This is a genomic window from Pseudoalteromonas sp. J2K-J979, from assembly GCF_058169715.2.
The window spans coordinates 3300892-3317466 of sequence record NZ_CM200281.1 but is presented as its reverse complement, the minus strand read 5'-3'; the positions used below and the strand labels follow the sequence as shown (position 1 = coordinate 3317466).

Annotated in this window: 16 protein-coding genes; 11 read left to right on the top strand and 5 right to left on the bottom strand. The window is 40.4% G+C overall.

From position 1 onward, the window contains the following. Window positions 1–17 precede the first annotated feature (17 nt). The 4 genes from AC3KVK_RS15150 to AC3KVK_RS15135 all read left to right on the top strand — a co-directional run bounded on the left by AC3KVK_RS15150 (window position 18) and on the right by AC3KVK_RS15135 (window position 5656). Window positions 18–3095 (top strand): methyl-accepting chemotaxis protein, encoded by a 3078-nt coding sequence (locus tag AC3KVK_RS15150; RefSeq protein WP_490313477.1) that lies wholly within the window; start codon window positions 18–20, stop codon window positions 3093–3095. 71 nt (window positions 3096–3166) lie between these two features. Continuing rightward, window positions 3167–3982, top strand: coding sequence for a CheR family methyltransferase (locus AC3KVK_RS15145; protein WP_490313476.1), 816 nt, complete (start codon window positions 3167–3169; stop codon window positions 3980–3982). Between the two features lies 1 nt (window position 3983). Next, a complete protein-coding gene (gene cheD / locus AC3KVK_RS15140; RefSeq protein WP_490313475.1) occupies window positions 3984–4601 on the top strand; it encodes a chemoreceptor glutamine deamidase CheD in 618 nt (205 codons plus the stop codon). Between the two features lie 11 nt (window positions 4602–4612). Continuing rightward, window positions 4613–5656, top strand: coding sequence for a protein-glutamate methylesterase/protein-glutamine glutaminase (locus AC3KVK_RS15135; RefSeq protein ID WP_490313474.1), 1044 nt, complete (start codon window positions 4613–4615; stop codon window positions 5654–5656). Here AC3KVK_RS15135 and AC3KVK_RS15130 read toward each other — a convergent pair. Beyond that, on the bottom strand, window positions 5653–6711 hold the full coding sequence (locus AC3KVK_RS15130) for a polysaccharide deacetylase family protein (RefSeq protein WP_490313473.1): 1059 nt from the start codon (window positions 6709–6711) through the stop codon (window positions 5653–5655). The two genes, AC3KVK_RS15135 and AC3KVK_RS15130, sit on opposite strands and share 4 nt — an antisense overlap. A gap of 27 nt (window positions 6712–6738) precedes the next feature. Between AC3KVK_RS15130 and AC3KVK_RS15125 the strand changes: the two genes are divergently transcribed. After that, on the top strand, window positions 6739–8010 hold the full coding sequence (locus AC3KVK_RS15125; protein ID WP_490313491.1) for an MATE family efflux transporter: 1272 nt from the start codon (window positions 6739–6741) through the stop codon (window positions 8008–8010). Here the strand turns inward: AC3KVK_RS15125 and AC3KVK_RS15120 are convergent. Both AC3KVK_RS15120 and nfuA read right to left on the bottom strand, forming a co-directional pair. After that, window positions 7961–8233: a hypothetical protein gene (locus AC3KVK_RS15120; protein ID WP_490313472.1), complete on the bottom strand. Its 273-nt coding sequence runs from the start codon at window positions 8231–8233 to the stop codon at window positions 7961–7963. The genes AC3KVK_RS15125 and AC3KVK_RS15120 overlap by 50 nt on opposite strands. 17 nt (window positions 8234–8250) lie before the next feature. Beyond that, window positions 8251–8826 carry a Fe-S biogenesis protein NfuA gene (gene nfuA, locus AC3KVK_RS15115; protein WP_490313471.1) on the bottom strand — a complete coding sequence of 192 codons (576 nt, stop codon included), beginning with the start codon at window positions 8824–8826 and terminating at the stop codon, window positions 8251–8253. Between the two features lie 142 nt (window positions 8827–8968). On the opposite strand from nfuA, the gene AC3KVK_RS15110 reads away from it, so the two are divergent. Next, on the top strand, window positions 8969–11524 hold the full coding sequence (locus tag AC3KVK_RS15110) for a M14 metallopeptidase family protein (RefSeq protein WP_490313470.1): 2556 nt from the start codon (window positions 8969–8971) through the stop codon (window positions 11522–11524). Here AC3KVK_RS15110 and AC3KVK_RS15105 read toward each other — a convergent pair whose 3' ends face one another. Further along, window positions 11525–12211, bottom strand: a complete 687-nt coding sequence (locus AC3KVK_RS15105; RefSeq protein WP_490313469.1) for a ComF family protein — start codon at window positions 12209–12211, stop codon at window positions 11525–11527. Between the two features lie 67 nt (window positions 12212–12278). Here AC3KVK_RS15105 and bioH point away from each other — a divergent pair, with 67 nt between their 5' ends. From bioH to AC3KVK_RS15090, 3 genes are all read left to right on the top strand, one after another. Beyond that, window positions 12279–13019: a pimeloyl-ACP methyl ester esterase BioH gene (bioH, locus tag AC3KVK_RS15100; RefSeq protein ID WP_490313468.1), complete on the top strand. Its 741-nt coding sequence runs from the start codon at window positions 12279–12281 to the stop codon at window positions 13017–13019. Between the two features lie 117 nt (window positions 13020–13136). Further along, complete coding sequence (locus tag AC3KVK_RS15095; RefSeq protein WP_490313467.1) at window positions 13137–13424, top strand: hypothetical protein; 288 nt, start codon at window positions 13137–13139, stop codon at window positions 13422–13424. Between the two features lie 2 nt (window positions 13425–13426). Beyond that, complete coding sequence (locus AC3KVK_RS15090; protein ID WP_490313466.1) at window positions 13427–14359, top strand: putative metalloprotease CJM1_0395 family protein; 933 nt, start codon at window positions 13427–13429, stop codon at window positions 14357–14359. A 3-nt stretch (window positions 14360–14362) separates the two neighbouring features. On the opposite strand, the gene yrfG is transcribed toward AC3KVK_RS15090, so the two are convergent. Continuing rightward, window positions 14363–15019, bottom strand: coding sequence for a GMP/IMP nucleotidase (yrfG, locus tag AC3KVK_RS15085; RefSeq protein WP_490313465.1), 657 nt, complete (start codon window positions 15017–15019; stop codon window positions 14363–14365). A 63-nt stretch (window positions 15020–15082) separates the two neighbouring features. On the opposite strand from yrfG, the gene nudE reads away from it, so the two are divergent. Together nudE and cysQ are read left to right on the top strand one after the other, a co-directional pair. Then, on the top strand, window positions 15083–15649 hold the full coding sequence (gene nudE, locus AC3KVK_RS15080; RefSeq protein WP_490313464.1) for an ADP compounds hydrolase NudE: 567 nt from the start codon (window positions 15083–15085) through the stop codon (window positions 15647–15649). Between the two features lies 1 nt (window position 15650). Further along, complete coding sequence (gene cysQ, locus AC3KVK_RS15075) at window positions 15651–16442, top strand: 3'(2'),5'-bisphosphate nucleotidase CysQ (protein WP_490313463.1); 792 nt, start codon at window positions 15651–15653, stop codon at window positions 16440–16442. Window positions 16443–16575: the final 133 nt, after the last annotated feature.

Here is a 16575-nt window from a genome sequence, read left to right as displayed (position 1 = left end):
TTCCGCAAGGGGGCAAGATGGAAACTGTCAATTCAAAGGCAAAAGTGTTGAATAAGCTGCTGATCGCGACCTCGGTTGTATTGATCTCATTTATTGTGAGTTTGCAGCTTGCTGGTGTGGTAATGGGACAATCATCAATTATTGCAATACTTGTATTCAGTATAGCTACGGTTGGTGCAATGATGTTTTTGTATAAAACAGTTGAGCAAATTACTGAAAAGCTAGGCGTAGTAGAAGAGGCTATTCCACTTTTGAAAGAGAAAGATTTCGAATCTTTGAGCGAGCTTAACCACAGCCCATTTCCTGCTTTTTTTAAAGCGATGAAACCATTCTGCCAAGTTATCGCTGATAAACCGAGTGATACAAAGGCATCAGTTGAAAGTTTGTTAAAAGCACTAGATGTTTGCCAAGCAAATGTGATGCTAGCAGATAGTGACTGCACGATCACTTATGTGAATAAATCAGTTGTAAATATGCTGCAAAGCAACGAAAGCCAATTGCGAACAGTCGTTCCGAGCTTAAATGTCTCTTCACTAGTTGGGACATGCGTAGATCAATTCCATAAAACACCCAGTCATCAGAGAGGTCTATTACAGTCCTTACAACAGCCATATAAAACTAAGCTTGAACTATCAGGCCTTACATTTAGCTTAATTGCAACTCCTTTGTTTTCTGACGCTGGTGAGCGCCTAGGCACGGTCGTTGAATGGCAAGATCTTACCGAAGAAGTTGCAGCACAAAATCGCGAGCAGGAACTACTTGCTAAGAGCGCTAGAATTTCAAGCGCATTGGATGTTTGTCAAGCAAATGTGATGATGGCAGATAACGATTTAAATATTGTTTATATAAACCAAGCTGTAGAGGAAATGCTGCGAGGAAATCAAGAGAAGCTCAGAACGGTTCTACCAAAATTTGATATCGATAATGTAATAGGCACGTGTATTGATGATTTTCATGTCAACCCAGCACATCAAAGAGGGTTACTCAAATCGCTTAACTCTGTGTATAGAACAGACATTAAGGTAGCAGGTTTTACTTTTGGATTAATAGCGACTCCCGTATTTTCTGATGATGGAGACAGATTAGGTACTGTTGTAGAGTGGGATGATAAAACTGAACGCCTAAAAGCTGAATCATTGGCTAAAGAAGAGGCAGCGAATAATGCTCGAATTGCTAGTGCACTTCAAGTTTGTAAAGCCAATGTAATGATGGCGGATGCAGATCTCAATATTGTTTATACGAATAAAGCAGTAGTTGAAATGTTAAGCGCTAATGAGGCTCAGCTTCGTACTGTTCTACCTAAATTCAGTGTTGCGAACTTAATTGGAACTTGTGTAGATGACTTTCATAAAAACCCAAGTCATCAGCGTGGAATGCTGGAAAAATTAACTACAACTTATACAACAAACTTAGAGTTGGCAGGGTTTACGTTTGGCCTGACAGCAACCCCAGTATTTTCTGAAGATGGAAGTAGATTAGGAACGGTTGTTGAGTGGGAAGATAAAACCGAGCGGTTATTCCAGGAGCAACAAGCAAAGGCTATTGCGGAAGAAAACTTAAGAGTAAGGCAAGCGCTAGATACTGTCGCAACGAATACTATGATTGCTGATGCGACAAATACAATTGTTTACATGAATAAAGCCGTCTTGAATATGATGCAAAATGCGGAGAGTGATCTCAAAAAAGATTTACCTAACTTCGATAGTCAAAAGCTCTTAAATGCAAATATTGATCAATTCCATAAAAACCCGTCTCACCAGCAGGGGATGTTAGATAAATTAAAAACGACCTATAAAACAGAAATCGAAGTTGGAGGACGTACCTTTGGATTAATAGCTAATCCAATACGTTCAGATGAGAATGTGCGGATTGGGACCGTAGTGGAATGGGTTGATCGAACTGCTGAGGTCGTGATTGAACAAGAAATAGCAGAGTTGATTTCTGCCGCAGGTCGAGGGGATTTAAATGCTCGGATTGAAGAGCAAGGCAAGGATGGGTTCTCGTTAAATCTAGCGCAAGGGTTAAATACTTTAGTTGATATAGTCGATGATGCCGTCTCTGAAACTGCCAAAATGCTTGATTCTATGGCTCACGGAGATTTAACTCAGCGTATCGAAAAAGACTATCACGGTTCATTTGATAAATTAAAACGCGATATTAATACTACGGCTGATAAGTTGACAGAAGTTATTGATAAAATTAACTCTTCTTCTAATTTAGTTGCAAGTGGTGCGGAAGAGATATCTCAAGGAAATGCAGATTTAAGTCAGCGTACAGAAGAGCAAGCATCCTCTTTAGAGGAGACTGCATCCAGTATGGAAGAAATGACCAGTACTGTACGGCAAAATGCCGATAATGCGAAAATTGCCAATGAGTTAGCGGCTGATACTCGTGATAAAGCATTGCAGGGTGGAGCAGTGGTTGAACGAGCGGTATCGAGTATGGCTGAGATCAATGAGTCGAGTAAAAAGATTTCAGATATTATTGGAGTCATTGATGAAATTGCATTTCAAACTAATTTACTCGCACTCAATGCTGCAGTAGAAGCGGCTAGAGCGGGAGAGCAAGGTCGAGGTTTTGCAGTGGTTGCTGGTGAAGTCAGAAACTTAGCGCAACGCTCAGCAGCTGCTGCAAAAGAAATAAAAGAGTTGATTAGAGACAGTGTCAGTAAAGTTGAGGATGGTACACTTTTAGTTAATGAGTCAGGCAGCACACTCCAAGAAATAGTCGCAGCGGTGCAGAAAGTAACTGAAATGATCGGTGATATTTCTACAGCTTCAGAAGAACAAAGCTCGGGCATTGAGGAGGTCAATAAAGCCATTACGCAAATGGATGAGATGACACAACAAAATGCCGCTTTAGTTGAACAAGCGTCAGCTGCGAGTGAGTCGATGTCAGAACAAGCAAATGGAATGAAGCAACTATTAAGCTTTTTCAATATAGTGGCTGGCAGTCAATTAAGTGTTGCCACAAAAATGGATTATCCAGCTTCAAAACCACAACGTCCAGCTATTCCAAGTCGTTCGTCACGGCTGAATAGTCCTCCTGTAGGCGATAACTTCGTTGATTCTTCTGAGGAGTGGGAAGAGTTTTAAGCACTGAGAAATGATTTGCCCATCCAAGTGGTGGGCTTTTATTTCTGTATCTGGACAGAAAGGACCAAATTGTGGCGAAAGAATTTTTATTAACAGATGATGAGTTTAAACAGATTGTCGCAACGGTCTATAAAGCATGTGGCATTGTTCTTGGAGAGCATAAGCGAGAAATGGTCTACTCGCGTTTAGCTAGACGAGTCAGAAAACTAGGGTTTGATTCTTTTTCATTGTATTTGAGCTATTTGGATTCGCATAAAGAAGAGGAGTTCAGCCACTTTATAAACTCAATAACAACGAATCTCACATCATTCTTTCGTGAAAATCACCATTTTCAATTCTTAAAAGACACGATTATTCCCGAATTAATTCAAAAAAACCAAAAGATTAAGCGAATCCGTATCTGGTCTGCAGGCTGCTCTACGGGTGAGGAACCTTATTCGATAGCGATGACTCTCTCAGGCTTATTTCCAAGTAATTGGGATGTGAAAATTTTAGCAACAGACTTAGACTCAAATGTATTACAAAAAGCGAGTACAGGTGAATATTCAGCTTCATCAGTGACAGGTTTAGATAAAGTTCATTTAGAGAATTTTTTTCTAAGAAGTAAATCAGCTGATGTATACAAAGTTAAAGACCAAATGAAAAGCAAAATTCATTTTAAGCGTCTAAATTTATTGCAGGAATGGCCAATGAAAGGCCCTTTTGACCTCATTTTTTGTCGAAATGTGGTTATTTATTTTGATAAACCGACAAAAGAAAATTTGTTCGACCGTTACGCTGATATTCTTGCTTCTGATGGCTACTTATTTTTGGGTCACTCAGAAAGTATGGGAAAAGAGCAAAAGCGATTCAAAAGTTTAGGCAAAACTATGTACAGGAAGGTATAGCTTGCACGAACATTTTAAACCCGTCTTAACAGGCTTTGAACACGTTAAACGATATTGGGATCGACAACGTGATCGTGTCGTTGCGAAAATTTTGCCAGGCGAATTTTATGTGACTAAACAAGATGAAGTAATTTCAACGGTTTTAGGCTCATGTATTTCCGCGTGTATTTATGATTATAAGATGGGTATAGGTGGGATGAATCATTTTATGCTACCAATCAAAAAAGGGCATGCGGGAGATTTTGAAGACCCACTCAGTTGTCGCTATGGAAACTGGGCGATGGAGTTTCTGATTAATGAAATTTTGAAAAATGGTGGGAGCCGTGACAATCTGAAAGTTAAGTTGTTTGGTGGTGGTAAAATCATTAGTTCAATGACAGATGTTGGTGAAGGTAATATTCGCTTTGTCTCTGAGTTTTTGAAGCAAGAAGGTTTAAAAGTCGAGTCTCATGATGTGGGTGGGCCATGGCCAAGAAAAGTGTTGTTCAACCCTACAACAGGAAAAGCGCAAGTTAAAAAATTACGCAGTATGCATAACGATACAATTAAAGAACGCGAAATCCGTTACTTTAGTGAAATTGAACAGCAAAAGTCGCATACAGATATTGAGCTATTTTAGGAGTGAAAAATATGATTCGGGTATTGATTGTTGATGACTCTCCTTTAATTCGTGCTTTAATGACACAAGTCCTTGGGCAGGCAAATGATATTGAAGTTGTCGGTGCAGCTGAAGATCCTTTTCATGCAAGAGAGTTAATTAAATCGTTAAATCCGGATGTGCTAACTCTGGATGTAGAAATGCCTAAAATGGATGGTATTAGCTTTTTAAAAAACCTTATGCGATTGAGGCCTATGCCAGTCGTAATGGTGTCAACATTAACACAAGAAGGCGCACCAACTACATTAGAAGCTTTAGAATTAGGAGCGATAGACTTCGTAGCTAAGCCAACTAAAAATGTAGCAGCAGAGCTCAATGCGTATGCTGAAATTCTACACGATAAAATTCGTGCTGCAGCTAAGGCTAGGGTCCGAATTTATTCGCCAGCTTCGACTGCTGCACATGCAAATAAAGTCAATGCACCTGAAAGTTTAGAATTTAAAGTGAATCATTTAGTTGCAATTGGAGCCTCTACTGGTGGTACTGAGGCAATCAAAGAAGTATTAATTCGTTTACCCGCACATTTTGTTCCCGTTGTTATTACACAGCATATCCCACCAGTCTTTAGTACGTCATTTGCTGAGCGGATGGATAGAGTTTCAAAAATGACAGTGAAAGAAGCACAAGATGGCGATATTCTGAGAGCTGGTTTTGTTTATATCGCCCCAGGTGATTTTCACTTGAGATTACAATCTGAAGGTTCAAAATTAGTATGCCGGTTAGATAAAGGTGCACCAATTAATCGTCACCGCCCTGCAGTTGATGCTTTGTTTAACTCTTTGGTAAACATTGCCCCGAAGAAAACGACCGCGATTATTTTAACAGGTATGGGGGCCGATGGTGCTAAAGGGTTACTGAATTTGAAAGAAGCCGGGGCCACAACGTTCGCTCAAGATGAAAAAACATCGGTTGTATGGGGGATGCCCCGTGCGGCGGTTGAGCTTGGGGCTGCAGAAAAAACAGTTCCTTTAGAGCAGGTTGCAGATGTTTTAATGCGCTCAATGATTAAACGCTAGCCATCAGGTGTTGCAACTACGACCCAAGGTTGTGAAAACCAGTAATAGCGACCACTTTTTTGTTTTGATGGCGCAGTACAATTGTAACGTGTCCGGCCTTTTTTAAGTGGTTTTACAGCTTTAATTGTTACGTTTTTTTTATCTTCACTCCATTGAAGCTCAGCGCTGTTCCCTCCAGAAATAAAACATTGAAATTGATTAGGAGAAAAATCAAGCTTTGAAAAGTGTAGTGTAATACTAGGGTTTTGCATCTTTGTCACTGAGTCCGCTGCAATTTTTTGACTTAAAGGAAAGGCAAGGGAATTTAATTTTGTCGCTAATGTAGTTAGCTCGCTGTAGTTTCCTGACGCTGGGTATCTAGGTAAGCGTGTAAAGTCATTCGTACTTGCAAGTGCGCCTGAGTGCTGACCAATGCCGACAAACCCAATCTCTTCAACTAAGTTTTGTAGGTCTAGACTGAATTCACCATAAGGGTACGCAAGGTATTTAAAATTGTGCCCGGTCTCTTCGGCGATGCGTTGTTCGGACTCGAGGATGTCAGTGCGTATCCGAGTCAACCAATCTGCATCAGATTCCCCAACCTGTTTAAGGTGCAGATAATCATGCGAGGCACTGTGATTGGCAATGGTGGCTCCATTTTTAGTTAAAACTCTTAATTGCTCCCATGACATTACATGCGCTGCTTTTTCATCTATCAACTTGGGGTTTACAAAGATAGTGTATGGAAATTGATACTTTTCCAGCAGCGGAGCTGCATTCTCGTAGTTATTCTGAAAACCATCATCGAATGTGATAGCAACGGTTTTATCACTGAGCTTTTTGTTTGCTTGAAGAGCGGTTATTAATTCTGGAAGTGAGACAACCTCAAATTGATTGTTCCGTAGATACAATAAGTGTTGTTCAAAATCAGATGCACTAATGCTGGTTACTTTTGGTAAAGTGTCGCTGACATGGTGGTATTGTAAAATAACGGCAGCAGTCACATTGAGTGGTAATAATACAAAGGTAGCAAATATTGCATGATAAAACTGTTTAAAACTGATTGGCAGCATCATAAAAGCCTATTGTTTCTCGCTTGGCCCATGATCTTATCAAATATTAGTGTTCCACTGTTAGGATTAGTCGATACAGCCGTCATAGGTCACCTTGATAATAGTTCTTTTTTGGCGGGGGTTGCGCTGGGATCAATGTTAATCAGTATCGCGTTTTGGCTGGTGGGGTTTTTGCGGATGAGCACTACAGGCCTGATAGCTCAGGCTTATGGTGCGAATGATGTAAATCGCCAGATGCAAATTCTTAAACAGGGATTAGCGATAGCATGTGTCTTGGGGGTGATTTTAATTTTATTATTCCCCATGTTTCAGCTTCTTATTGTTGAGCTTTTCAAGGCCAGCCCTCAAGCAATTGAGCATGCTAAAAGCTATGTGGCTATTCGTTTGTTTAGTGCGCCAGCAGCCTTAATAAACTTAGTTTTATTAGGGTGGATGTTGGGGATGCAATTTAGCCGAGGCCCTTTCTATTTAGTTTTATTTACCAATATAACCAATATTATTCTAGATATTGTCTTTGTGGTTTTGTTCCAATGGCAGGTCGAGGGGGCTGCACTCGCTTCAGCGATCTCTGATTATTTAACCTTGTTTTTTGCTTTGTATTTAACTAATCAAGTGGCAAGACAGCATGGTTATAACCTCAAGCGATCGTTGCAAGTGCCGCTTTCGAATGTTTCGGAGCTACTACAAGCAAATGGTAATATTTTTTTACGTTCTTTGTGTCTGCAACTTTGTTTTGGATTTATGACTTACTATGGTGGTGTTATGGGCGACCACTATTTAGCGGCTAATGCAGTTTTGTTAAATTTTTTAATGTTAGTGAGCTTCGCGTTAGATGGAATTGCGTATGCGGCAGAGTCTAAAGTCGGCCATGCCAGTGGGCAAAAAAGTGTAGGAGACATTCATATTTGGGTGCGGGTTAGCGCATGCTGGGGCATTGTATTCGCAGTGGTTTATAGTCTTTTCTTTTTAATTTGTGGCGCTAGTTTGATTTCACTTTTGACTGATATTCCAGTAGTGAGAGCTACGGCTATTTCGTATTTACCCTGGCTGATTTTATTGCCGATATTAGCTGCAATGAGCTTTATCTTCGATGGAGTGTTTGTTGGCTTAATGAAAACGAAAGTAATGAGAGATTCAATGGCGGTTTCTGCATTATTTGGCTTTGCTGCGGTTTTTTATATACTTAAAGATCAAGGAAATCATGCGTTGTGGGCTGCAATGAGTTGCTTTATGCTTTTAAGAGGAGTCACACTTATTTTTGTGTATAGTCGTTTGTCTCGACAAGGTCATTTATTGAAATAACTTGCGAAAAACGGTTAGCAAATAGCCCAATATACCCATAAATTGCAAAAAATAATGCCGGCACTAAAATGACTAAACCAACGAGTTGGTACAAAGGTTCTTCAAAGTAGCCATATATGATAAATACAGCAGAAAGTATAAATAGACACAAGCCTATCAAAAAGCGTTTTAAGCTTAGCTTGGGCGTACTGCCCAAGCGGTAGATATAATGCTTAACACGCACAAGTTAGTCGCCCATGATTAGTAATAAGAGTGATCGCCATGATCATGGTCGGTAATATCTCTGACGCCTTTGATTTCATCAAACTTGGCTAGCATTTCTTTTTCAATACCATCTTTAAGCGTAACGTCAATCATTGAGCAACCATTACAGCCTCCGCCAAACTGGAGTACAGCAATGCCTTCTTTAGTGATCTCAACTAGGCTCACCTGACCACCATGATTCGCCAACTGCGGATTAACTTCAGTTTCGATCATATGCTGAACGCGTTCTGCTAGTGATGCATCATCTGATAGTTTTTTCGCTTTGGCATTCGGCGCTTTGAGTGTGAGCTGCGAACCCATTTTATCGGTAACAAAATCGATTTCGGCTTCACTTAAAAAAGGTGCGCTTTCGGCATCGACAACGGCGTTAAAACCGTTAAATTCTAAATGAATATCAGTATCTTCGACTGCATCGGCTGGACAATATGAGACGCCACATTCTGCTTTTGAGGTGCCAGGATTAACCACGAAAACGCGGATATTTGTGCCTTCAGCCTGATCGGCAAGAAGTTTAGCAAAGTGACTTTGAGCTGTTTCTGAAATTGTGATCATAAGAGACGGTATAGTTGACTAAAATACTCAGGTATCATACTCCGCTCATCCTATTCTCGCTAGTGCTCACCGAAAAAAGTTGGTAATAAAAGTGAGCAGTGTTAATTTTTAGACATCACTAAAATTTTTAAATGACCCTCCTATGCGTTTGTTTCAATTTATTATTATAACGATAGCAAGCCTCGTAAACAGTTTGCATGCTAAACCGATAGATTTTTATTTCCCAGCAGATACTGTATTTAATCCTGCGATTCCTACGCCTGATAAAGTATTAGGCTATGAAGTGGGCGAATGGCATGTTCGACATGATCAGCTGGTGAAATATTTACATGTGTTAGCTCAAGCGAGTAACCGGGTGAAAATACAAACCATGGGGTACAGTCATGAACAACGGCCATTGCTTTTATTAACAATTTCATCTGAAGACAAAATGGCTAATATTGAGCAAATACAAGCTGCTCATGTGAATCGCCTTAATGCAAAAAAGCCAAATAACTCAGGTCCGGCTGTTGTGTGGATGGGTTACAGTGTTCATGGTAACGAATCCTCAGGTAGTAATGCTGCCCTACTTGTCGCATATTATTTAGCGGCCGCGACCGGCCCTAAAATTCAGCAATTATTAGAGAATACAGTTATTTTATTAGACCCATCATTAAACCCTGATGGGCTAGCTCGTTTTTCTCAGTGGGCAAATATGCATAAAGGTTCAGTATTGAACCCAGATCCTAATCATATAGAGCACAACGAGGCATGGCCAAGTGCACGAACCAACCATTATTGGTTTGATTTAAATCGTGATTGGTTATTGCTCCAGCACCCCGAATCTAAAGCTAGAATAGCGCAGTTCCATCAGTGGAAGCCTAATATATTGACGGACTTTCATGAAATGGGACCACATAGTACTTTCTTTTTTCAGCCAGGGATCCCAAGTCGAAAGCACCCGCTAACCCCGATTGAAAATGTCACTTTGACAGAAAATATTGCCCAATTTCATGCAAAAATGCTTGATGATCAACAGTCCTTATATTTCACACAGGAAAGCTTTGATGACTTTTATTATGGTAAAGGTTCGACCTATCCAGATATCAATGGCAGTGTTGGGATTCTTTTTGAGCAGGCAAGTAGCAGAGGGCATCAGCAAGAAACAATCAATGGTCTGCTGACATTCCCACAAACAATTAAAAATCAGTTGATCACTTCTTTATCAACATTTGATGCTGCAGTAGTCAATAAAGGTGCGTTGTTAAATTATCAAACAAACTTTTATGAAAGTGCGCTAATTGAAGCTGATAACGATTCTTTCAATGGCTACCTTGTTGATGGCTCTGAAGATAGCAGTCGTGCACACGCGTTCCTCTCAATCTTAAAGCAACATCAAATTAATGTTTATCCACTAACAAAAGAATTAAGTGTTGATGGGCAAGTTTACCCGGCACGAACCAGTTATTATATTCCATTTGAACAATCCCAGTATCGATTGATCAAGGCTATTTTTAGCGAGCAAAAAACTTTTGAAGATAATACGTTTTATGATGTGTCTGGTTGGACGTTAGCACATGCATTTAATTTACCATTCAGCGCACTTGACACAAAAAGAGGACTAAAAACTACGTCAATCGAATGGCAGTTGAAGCCGATTGAACCGATAGATATCTCACCTGGTAAATATGCATATGCTTTTGAGTGGAATGATTTTCTAGCACCTAAATTACTCAGTTCACTTTTAGCTAAAGATATTAAAGTTAGGGCCGCTTTAAAACCGATGACCGCAAAGACCTCTTTTGGTCATAAGCAACTAGCCGCAGGAGCAATTGTGATTCCTGCAGGGTTGCAAACAACAAATAATTGGTTTGAAGATCTGCAACGTTTAGCATCTAAACATGCGATCCCAGTGATGGCAATTGAGTCAGGCTTAACACCAAGTGGGGTTGACTTAGGTTCTCGACAGTTAGTGCCAATTAAGGAACCAAAAGTTTTGTTAGTTGGTGGTGAGAGAACCAGTCAATATGAAGTGGGTGAGGTTTGGTTTTACTTAGATCAACATGTTGGATTAGCACCTACAATCATTGATTTGGCAGACTTAGGTCGTGTTGATTTATCACGCTATAGCCATATTATTCTGGCTGATGGACGCTATAGTAATGTTGTCGATTCGGTAAAAAATAAAATTCGCAATTGGGTAAAGCAAGGCGGGGTGATATGGGGTCATAAAGGAGGGGCAAAGTATCTGGCTCAAAATAAGTTGTTGCAAGCAAACTATATTTCTAGCAAGGATATGGCCGACAACTTTAGTCGCGAAGGGTTGACTTACGGCGATAAAGACTCGTTAGCAGGTCAGCAGCGTATTGCTGGTGCGATCTTTAATACTCAAATTGATCTATCACACCCTCTCAGCTTTTCGTTGCAGCGTGATACCTTACCTATGTTTAAAAATAGTACTTTTTTACTTGAGCCTATGGATGTACCTTTTGTAAATGTCGCAACCTATCAATCTACGCCATTATTGGCAGGGTTTGCAGATGAACGCAACGTGACTCAAATTGCTGGTGGGCTTGCTCTTGTTGCTCATAATTATGGACAGGGACGAGTGATCGCGATGACAGATAACCCTGTATTTCGTGGGTATTGGTATGGTACGAGCCGACTATTGAGTAATGCGCTATTCTTTGGGCATGCCTTTAGTGCGAAAGCAGAATAATTAACTTTTTAAGGGGGTAATGCTGGTTGCCCACACGCTGACATGGGTTGCGCCAGCTTGCTTTAAGCAATCGGTTGCTGAATTGATCGTTGCACCCGTCGTGATGACATCATCAATGATGATGATCTTTTTTCCGCTAAGGTTTGAAGTACATTTAAAGGCCGATTTTAGGTTTTTTCGTCGCTGCTGTTTAGTTAAGGTTGTTTGGGCTTGGGTGGCTTTGTTTCTGATTAAAAGCTTATTAGAAACAAGCTGCTGGGGGAGAATTGATTGCCAAGCTTGAGCAACTTGATTAAAACCGCGCTGTTTAAATCTGCTCGGGTGAAGAGGTAAAACAACAAAAAAATCGGGCCACTCAAACCCTTCTTGCTTTATAAGTTCGGCTAAATGCTTGTCAATCAATTGCATCAGCGCTGTTTTATAGTGGATCTTGTCATGAAACTTTAGCCCTGTAATCCAGTGCTCAACTGGGGGCTTGTACCATGATAGAGCAAATAACGAATCAAAAGAGCATGGGTCAAATAACCCAGATATATCAGGTCTATGGAGTAAATTTCTTGATTCAGGCAGTGCGATTGTATCGATGTCATTTAGACAATATTTACACAGCTGTTGGTTGTTTTGCAATTCACTTTGGCACAGCAAGCACCGAGTGGGGAAAAGCCAATCAAAAAATCCTGAATACATCGATCATTCCTTTGTGATTCACAGTCATTTAAAATGGTGCACTAATTAATAGCAAAGGCGTTAATAAATGCAAAAAGAATGTGTGTTACTACACGGTTGGGGAATGAATCAGGGAGTGTGGAATCAATTATTACCTAAATTGGCGTCTATAAAGTCTGACTATGCTTTTAAAGCTCTTGATTTACCCGGCTTTGGAGAAAATGACTTTTTGCCCGAGCCTTATTCATTAGAGAGTATTGCGAAAAGCATTGCCGAAAAGTTAGCTGATCAAACATGTATTGTTGGATGGTCTCTTGGTGGGCTCGTGGCATTGTATATTGCAAAACATTGGCCTGAAAAAGTGTCAAAGGTAGTCTTGGTGGCATCGTCACCCTATTTTACTCAATGTGAGGGCTGGCCAGGAATTAAAGTTCAAGTATTAGAAAATTTTGTTGTTCAACTACAGAATAATACACAAAAAACAATTGAACGTTTTTTGGCTATTCAAGCATTAGGTAGTGAGCATGCCAAAGAAGATATTAAGACTTTAAAATTAAGTATTAATGCTTTACCAGTTCCTAACCCCGAGGCATTAAACGCGGGCTTAGCCATGTTACTAAATGATGATTTGAGAGTTGATTTTTCGATTTTAAAACAACCAATTTATGGTATTTTTGGCCGCTTGGACTCACTTGTCCCGCGGGGGGCGATTGATTGCATGCATGAGTTGAATCCATATTTTGAGAGTCAAATTTTAGATAAAGCATCACATGCACCTTTTATTTCGCATCCTGATGAATTTATAACTGCACTGAAAAGGTATGTGTAACATCAGCTTAGCTTTTAAGCTTGTGTTTCCAGCTGGTTATCCTTGTTATAAACTTTATTTTGTCTGTTTATTGAGCGATAATGAAAGTGTAATCCACAGGTCATTTGGAGAGTTATTATGAATGTTAACTCCGCTTTTAATACCGGTGTTCAAGGCTTTAATAGTGCTAATCAAGGTGTTGAGAAAGCATCCCTTGATATTAGCCGAGCCATAACTGAACCACAGCGCACTGAATCTCAAACTTTGCAAGCGGCACCACCTGAAGCTGCGACAGGGCAAGCGCCGGCTCGTGTTGATGAGGCTGTGGTCAATTTAAGGGTTGAGCAATTCAATGCACAAGCAAACACGCGAACCATCCAGACCGCGGATGAGGTGCTCGGTACATTAATCGATGTTAGAGTTTAATTTTGAACATTGTAACTAGCTACCCAACGATTAATCTTAACACTGCGAACGTTCAAACCGAGGTCGCGAAAAAAGATAATCAAAATAGAGAGTTAATTCCTCAAGCAAAAGAGCTGACGGCTATTTCGCCTGAGGCGCGCTTGGTTGCGGACACTGAAAAAGCTAAAACACCAGGCTTGTCTGTTGCGTCAAATCAAGAATCTCTTAGCCCTGATACTGATAAAAACGAATCGAAAACGATTAATGCTAAGCAAGAGCAAAGCCCTGAACAAGGTGAGCAAAACGCAGAGCAAGAAAAAGAAGAGCAACAGCAACAAGCTCAACAGGAAGTGCAGCAAGAGCTAGAGCAAAAAGAGTTAGAGCAGATCAAGCAACTTAAATCTCGAGATTTAGAGGTGAGAGCCCATGAACAGGCACATGCCGCTGTGGGTGGTAGCTATGCCGGTTCGCCAAGTTATGAATATGAAAAAGGCCCTGATGGTAATCGCTATGCAGTTGCTGGTGAAGTGCCTATTGATGTATCGGAAGTGCCTAATGACCCACAGGCAACTATTGAAAAAATGCAGCAAGTTCAAGCAGCAGCGTTGGCACCTGCTGAGCCTTCTACACAAGACCGTAAAGTTGCTGCTCAGGCTGCGCAGATCTTAAGCAAAGCAACTAGTGAGTTGCTTCAAGAGCAAAATAAAGCTGAAGAATCAAAAGAAGATCCTACAGAATCTGAGCTGCAAGCATCAAAAAACACGAGTCAAGATAGCGAAACAGACTCACCCGCTAAGGCGAGTCGCTCAACTGAGCTTGAGGAGTTTTCAGCTATAATGGAACAAACAAAAGTTCCGCGAGACCCTGAAATCGAACAGCGTGCAGAGCGTATTGCTAATCACTATTTTTCTGCGACTGCACCACACACTCCTTCTCAATTCGCTCGTCAAATTTAAACGTTACGCGATAGGCAGTAAGTCTCGATAGTCGGTAATGCCTAAAAACTCCATGGTTTGTATTTCTTGTTTTTGACTATCGGGGTTTGCAACCGCAAGTAAATGAGCGACGCCAAATTCTTTAGCTGCCCTTAGAATTGTCAGACTATCGTCGACAAATAAAGTTCTTTGAGGATCAAACCCGATTCTTTTCTGTACATTTAACCAAAGATCTTGATGCTCTTTTGAGACTCCAAATTCATGGGTAGAAATGAGTTTATCGAGGTATCTATCAATGTTTGTACGCTCTACTTTTAAACTTAGGCTATCAGGGTGTGCATTGGTCAACATGATTAGCTCTTTTCCTGCCATTTTTAATGCAGTTAAGAATTCAGGGACGTCAGGGCGGATACTAATCAAATGTTGTATCTCTGCTTTTAGCGCGACAATTGGCAGGTTGAGCTCTTGTTGCCAATAATCTAAACAGTACCACTCTATTTGCCCTTCTACTTTTTGATATTTTGCAAATAGCTCAGCTTTTGCTTGTTCAAAACTGATCCCTTTTTGCTCTGATATCTTTTTCGGGATGAGCTCCAGCCAAAATTGATTATCAAAATGAAGGTCGAGTAAAGTGCCATCCATATCTAATAATACGGTGTCGATTTGCTGCCAATTTAACATAGGTTTTTAGCCATAAAACTATTATGATTAAGATATTAGCAGCATGATAACAAAAGAAGTGTGATGGCACAGAAAAAGGATCACCCGTTGCCAGAAATACTGGCGACATCAAACATTGCTCAGAGCCGGTTATTTACAATAGAGTCATTGGATTTAAATTTTTCAAATGGCCAACGTCGCCAATATGAGCGGATTAAGGGGTCTGGTCGTGGAGCGGTGATGATTGTGCCAATTACTGCAGACGATCAGCTTATTTTAGTGCGAGAGTATTGCGCTGGTACCCATGATTATCAATTAGGTTTTCCTAAAGGCTTAATTGACCCTGGTGAAACACCTATGGAAGCTGCAAATAGAGAATTAATGGAAGAGGTCGGTTTTGGGGCGGAGTTATTCCAGCCTTTAAAACAAGTGAGCATGGCACCAAGTTATTTCAATGCAACTATGCACATTTTAATTGCACAAAATTTATATGAAGAGAAACGAGAAGGTGATGAGCCTGAGCCTTTAGAAGTCGTGTACTGGCCCATTGCTCAATGGCCAACTTTACTTGAACAGGCTGATTTTACTGAAGCGCGAAGTGTCGCTGCTTTGATGATGGCAACACATTATTTTGACAAACTAGGAGAATAAGATGAAGTCACTCCTTGAGCCTTGTATTACCTTAGCGGAGCAAGCAGGTAAAGCCATTTTAGCTATTTACGATTTAGATGATATTGGTCAACAAGAAAAGGGTGATCATACTCCGGTGACAAAAGCAGATTTGGCTGCAAATGAAGTGCTTGTGGCGGGCCTGCAATTACTAGCGCCTAATATTCCTATTATGTCTGAAGAAACGCCTATCCCTCCTTTATCTCAACGTAAAGATTGGTCTCGTTATTGGCTTCTAGATCCGATGGATGGAACCGGTGAGTTCATTCTAAAAAGTGGTGATTTCGCAGTAAATATTGCATTGATAGAAAACAATAAACCTGTTTTAGGGGTGATACACTGGCCGACTAAAGGGGTAACTTATTTTGCTGCTGATACTCATGGTGCATTTAAGCGAAAAAATGGCCATGATAAAGCAATTTCAGTTGCAAAGCCTGATAATTTAACTTTAGCTGTCAGCCGAAGGCAAAAGCTAGAAGCTGTGAGCTGCTTTATCGAAGCGCAATTTGATACTATCCCATTGGGCTCTTGCTCATTGAAAGCATGCATAATAGCTGAAGGTAAAGCTGATTTCTTCATGCGAATAGGTCCTACAGGTGAGTGGGATACTGGCGCATCACAAGTAATCATTGAGCAGGCGGGGGGCTCGATTGTTGATGCAGAGTTTAACCCTCTTTCATACAATCAACGAGAATCTACTGAAAACCCTGATTTCATTGTTATGGGGCACCCTGATTGGGATTGGTCGAATTTGATAAAACCCCACCATCGTTGATAAAAATGTGATTTTTAGCGGCTTAGTTAAATTTAGCTTGCATAATCTTAGTTTTTCTATATTATAGCGCTCTCTCTTAGGGAGGAAGTTAATAAATCTAAGGTTTACTTAATTTTACTTTTTTAGAGAAGGG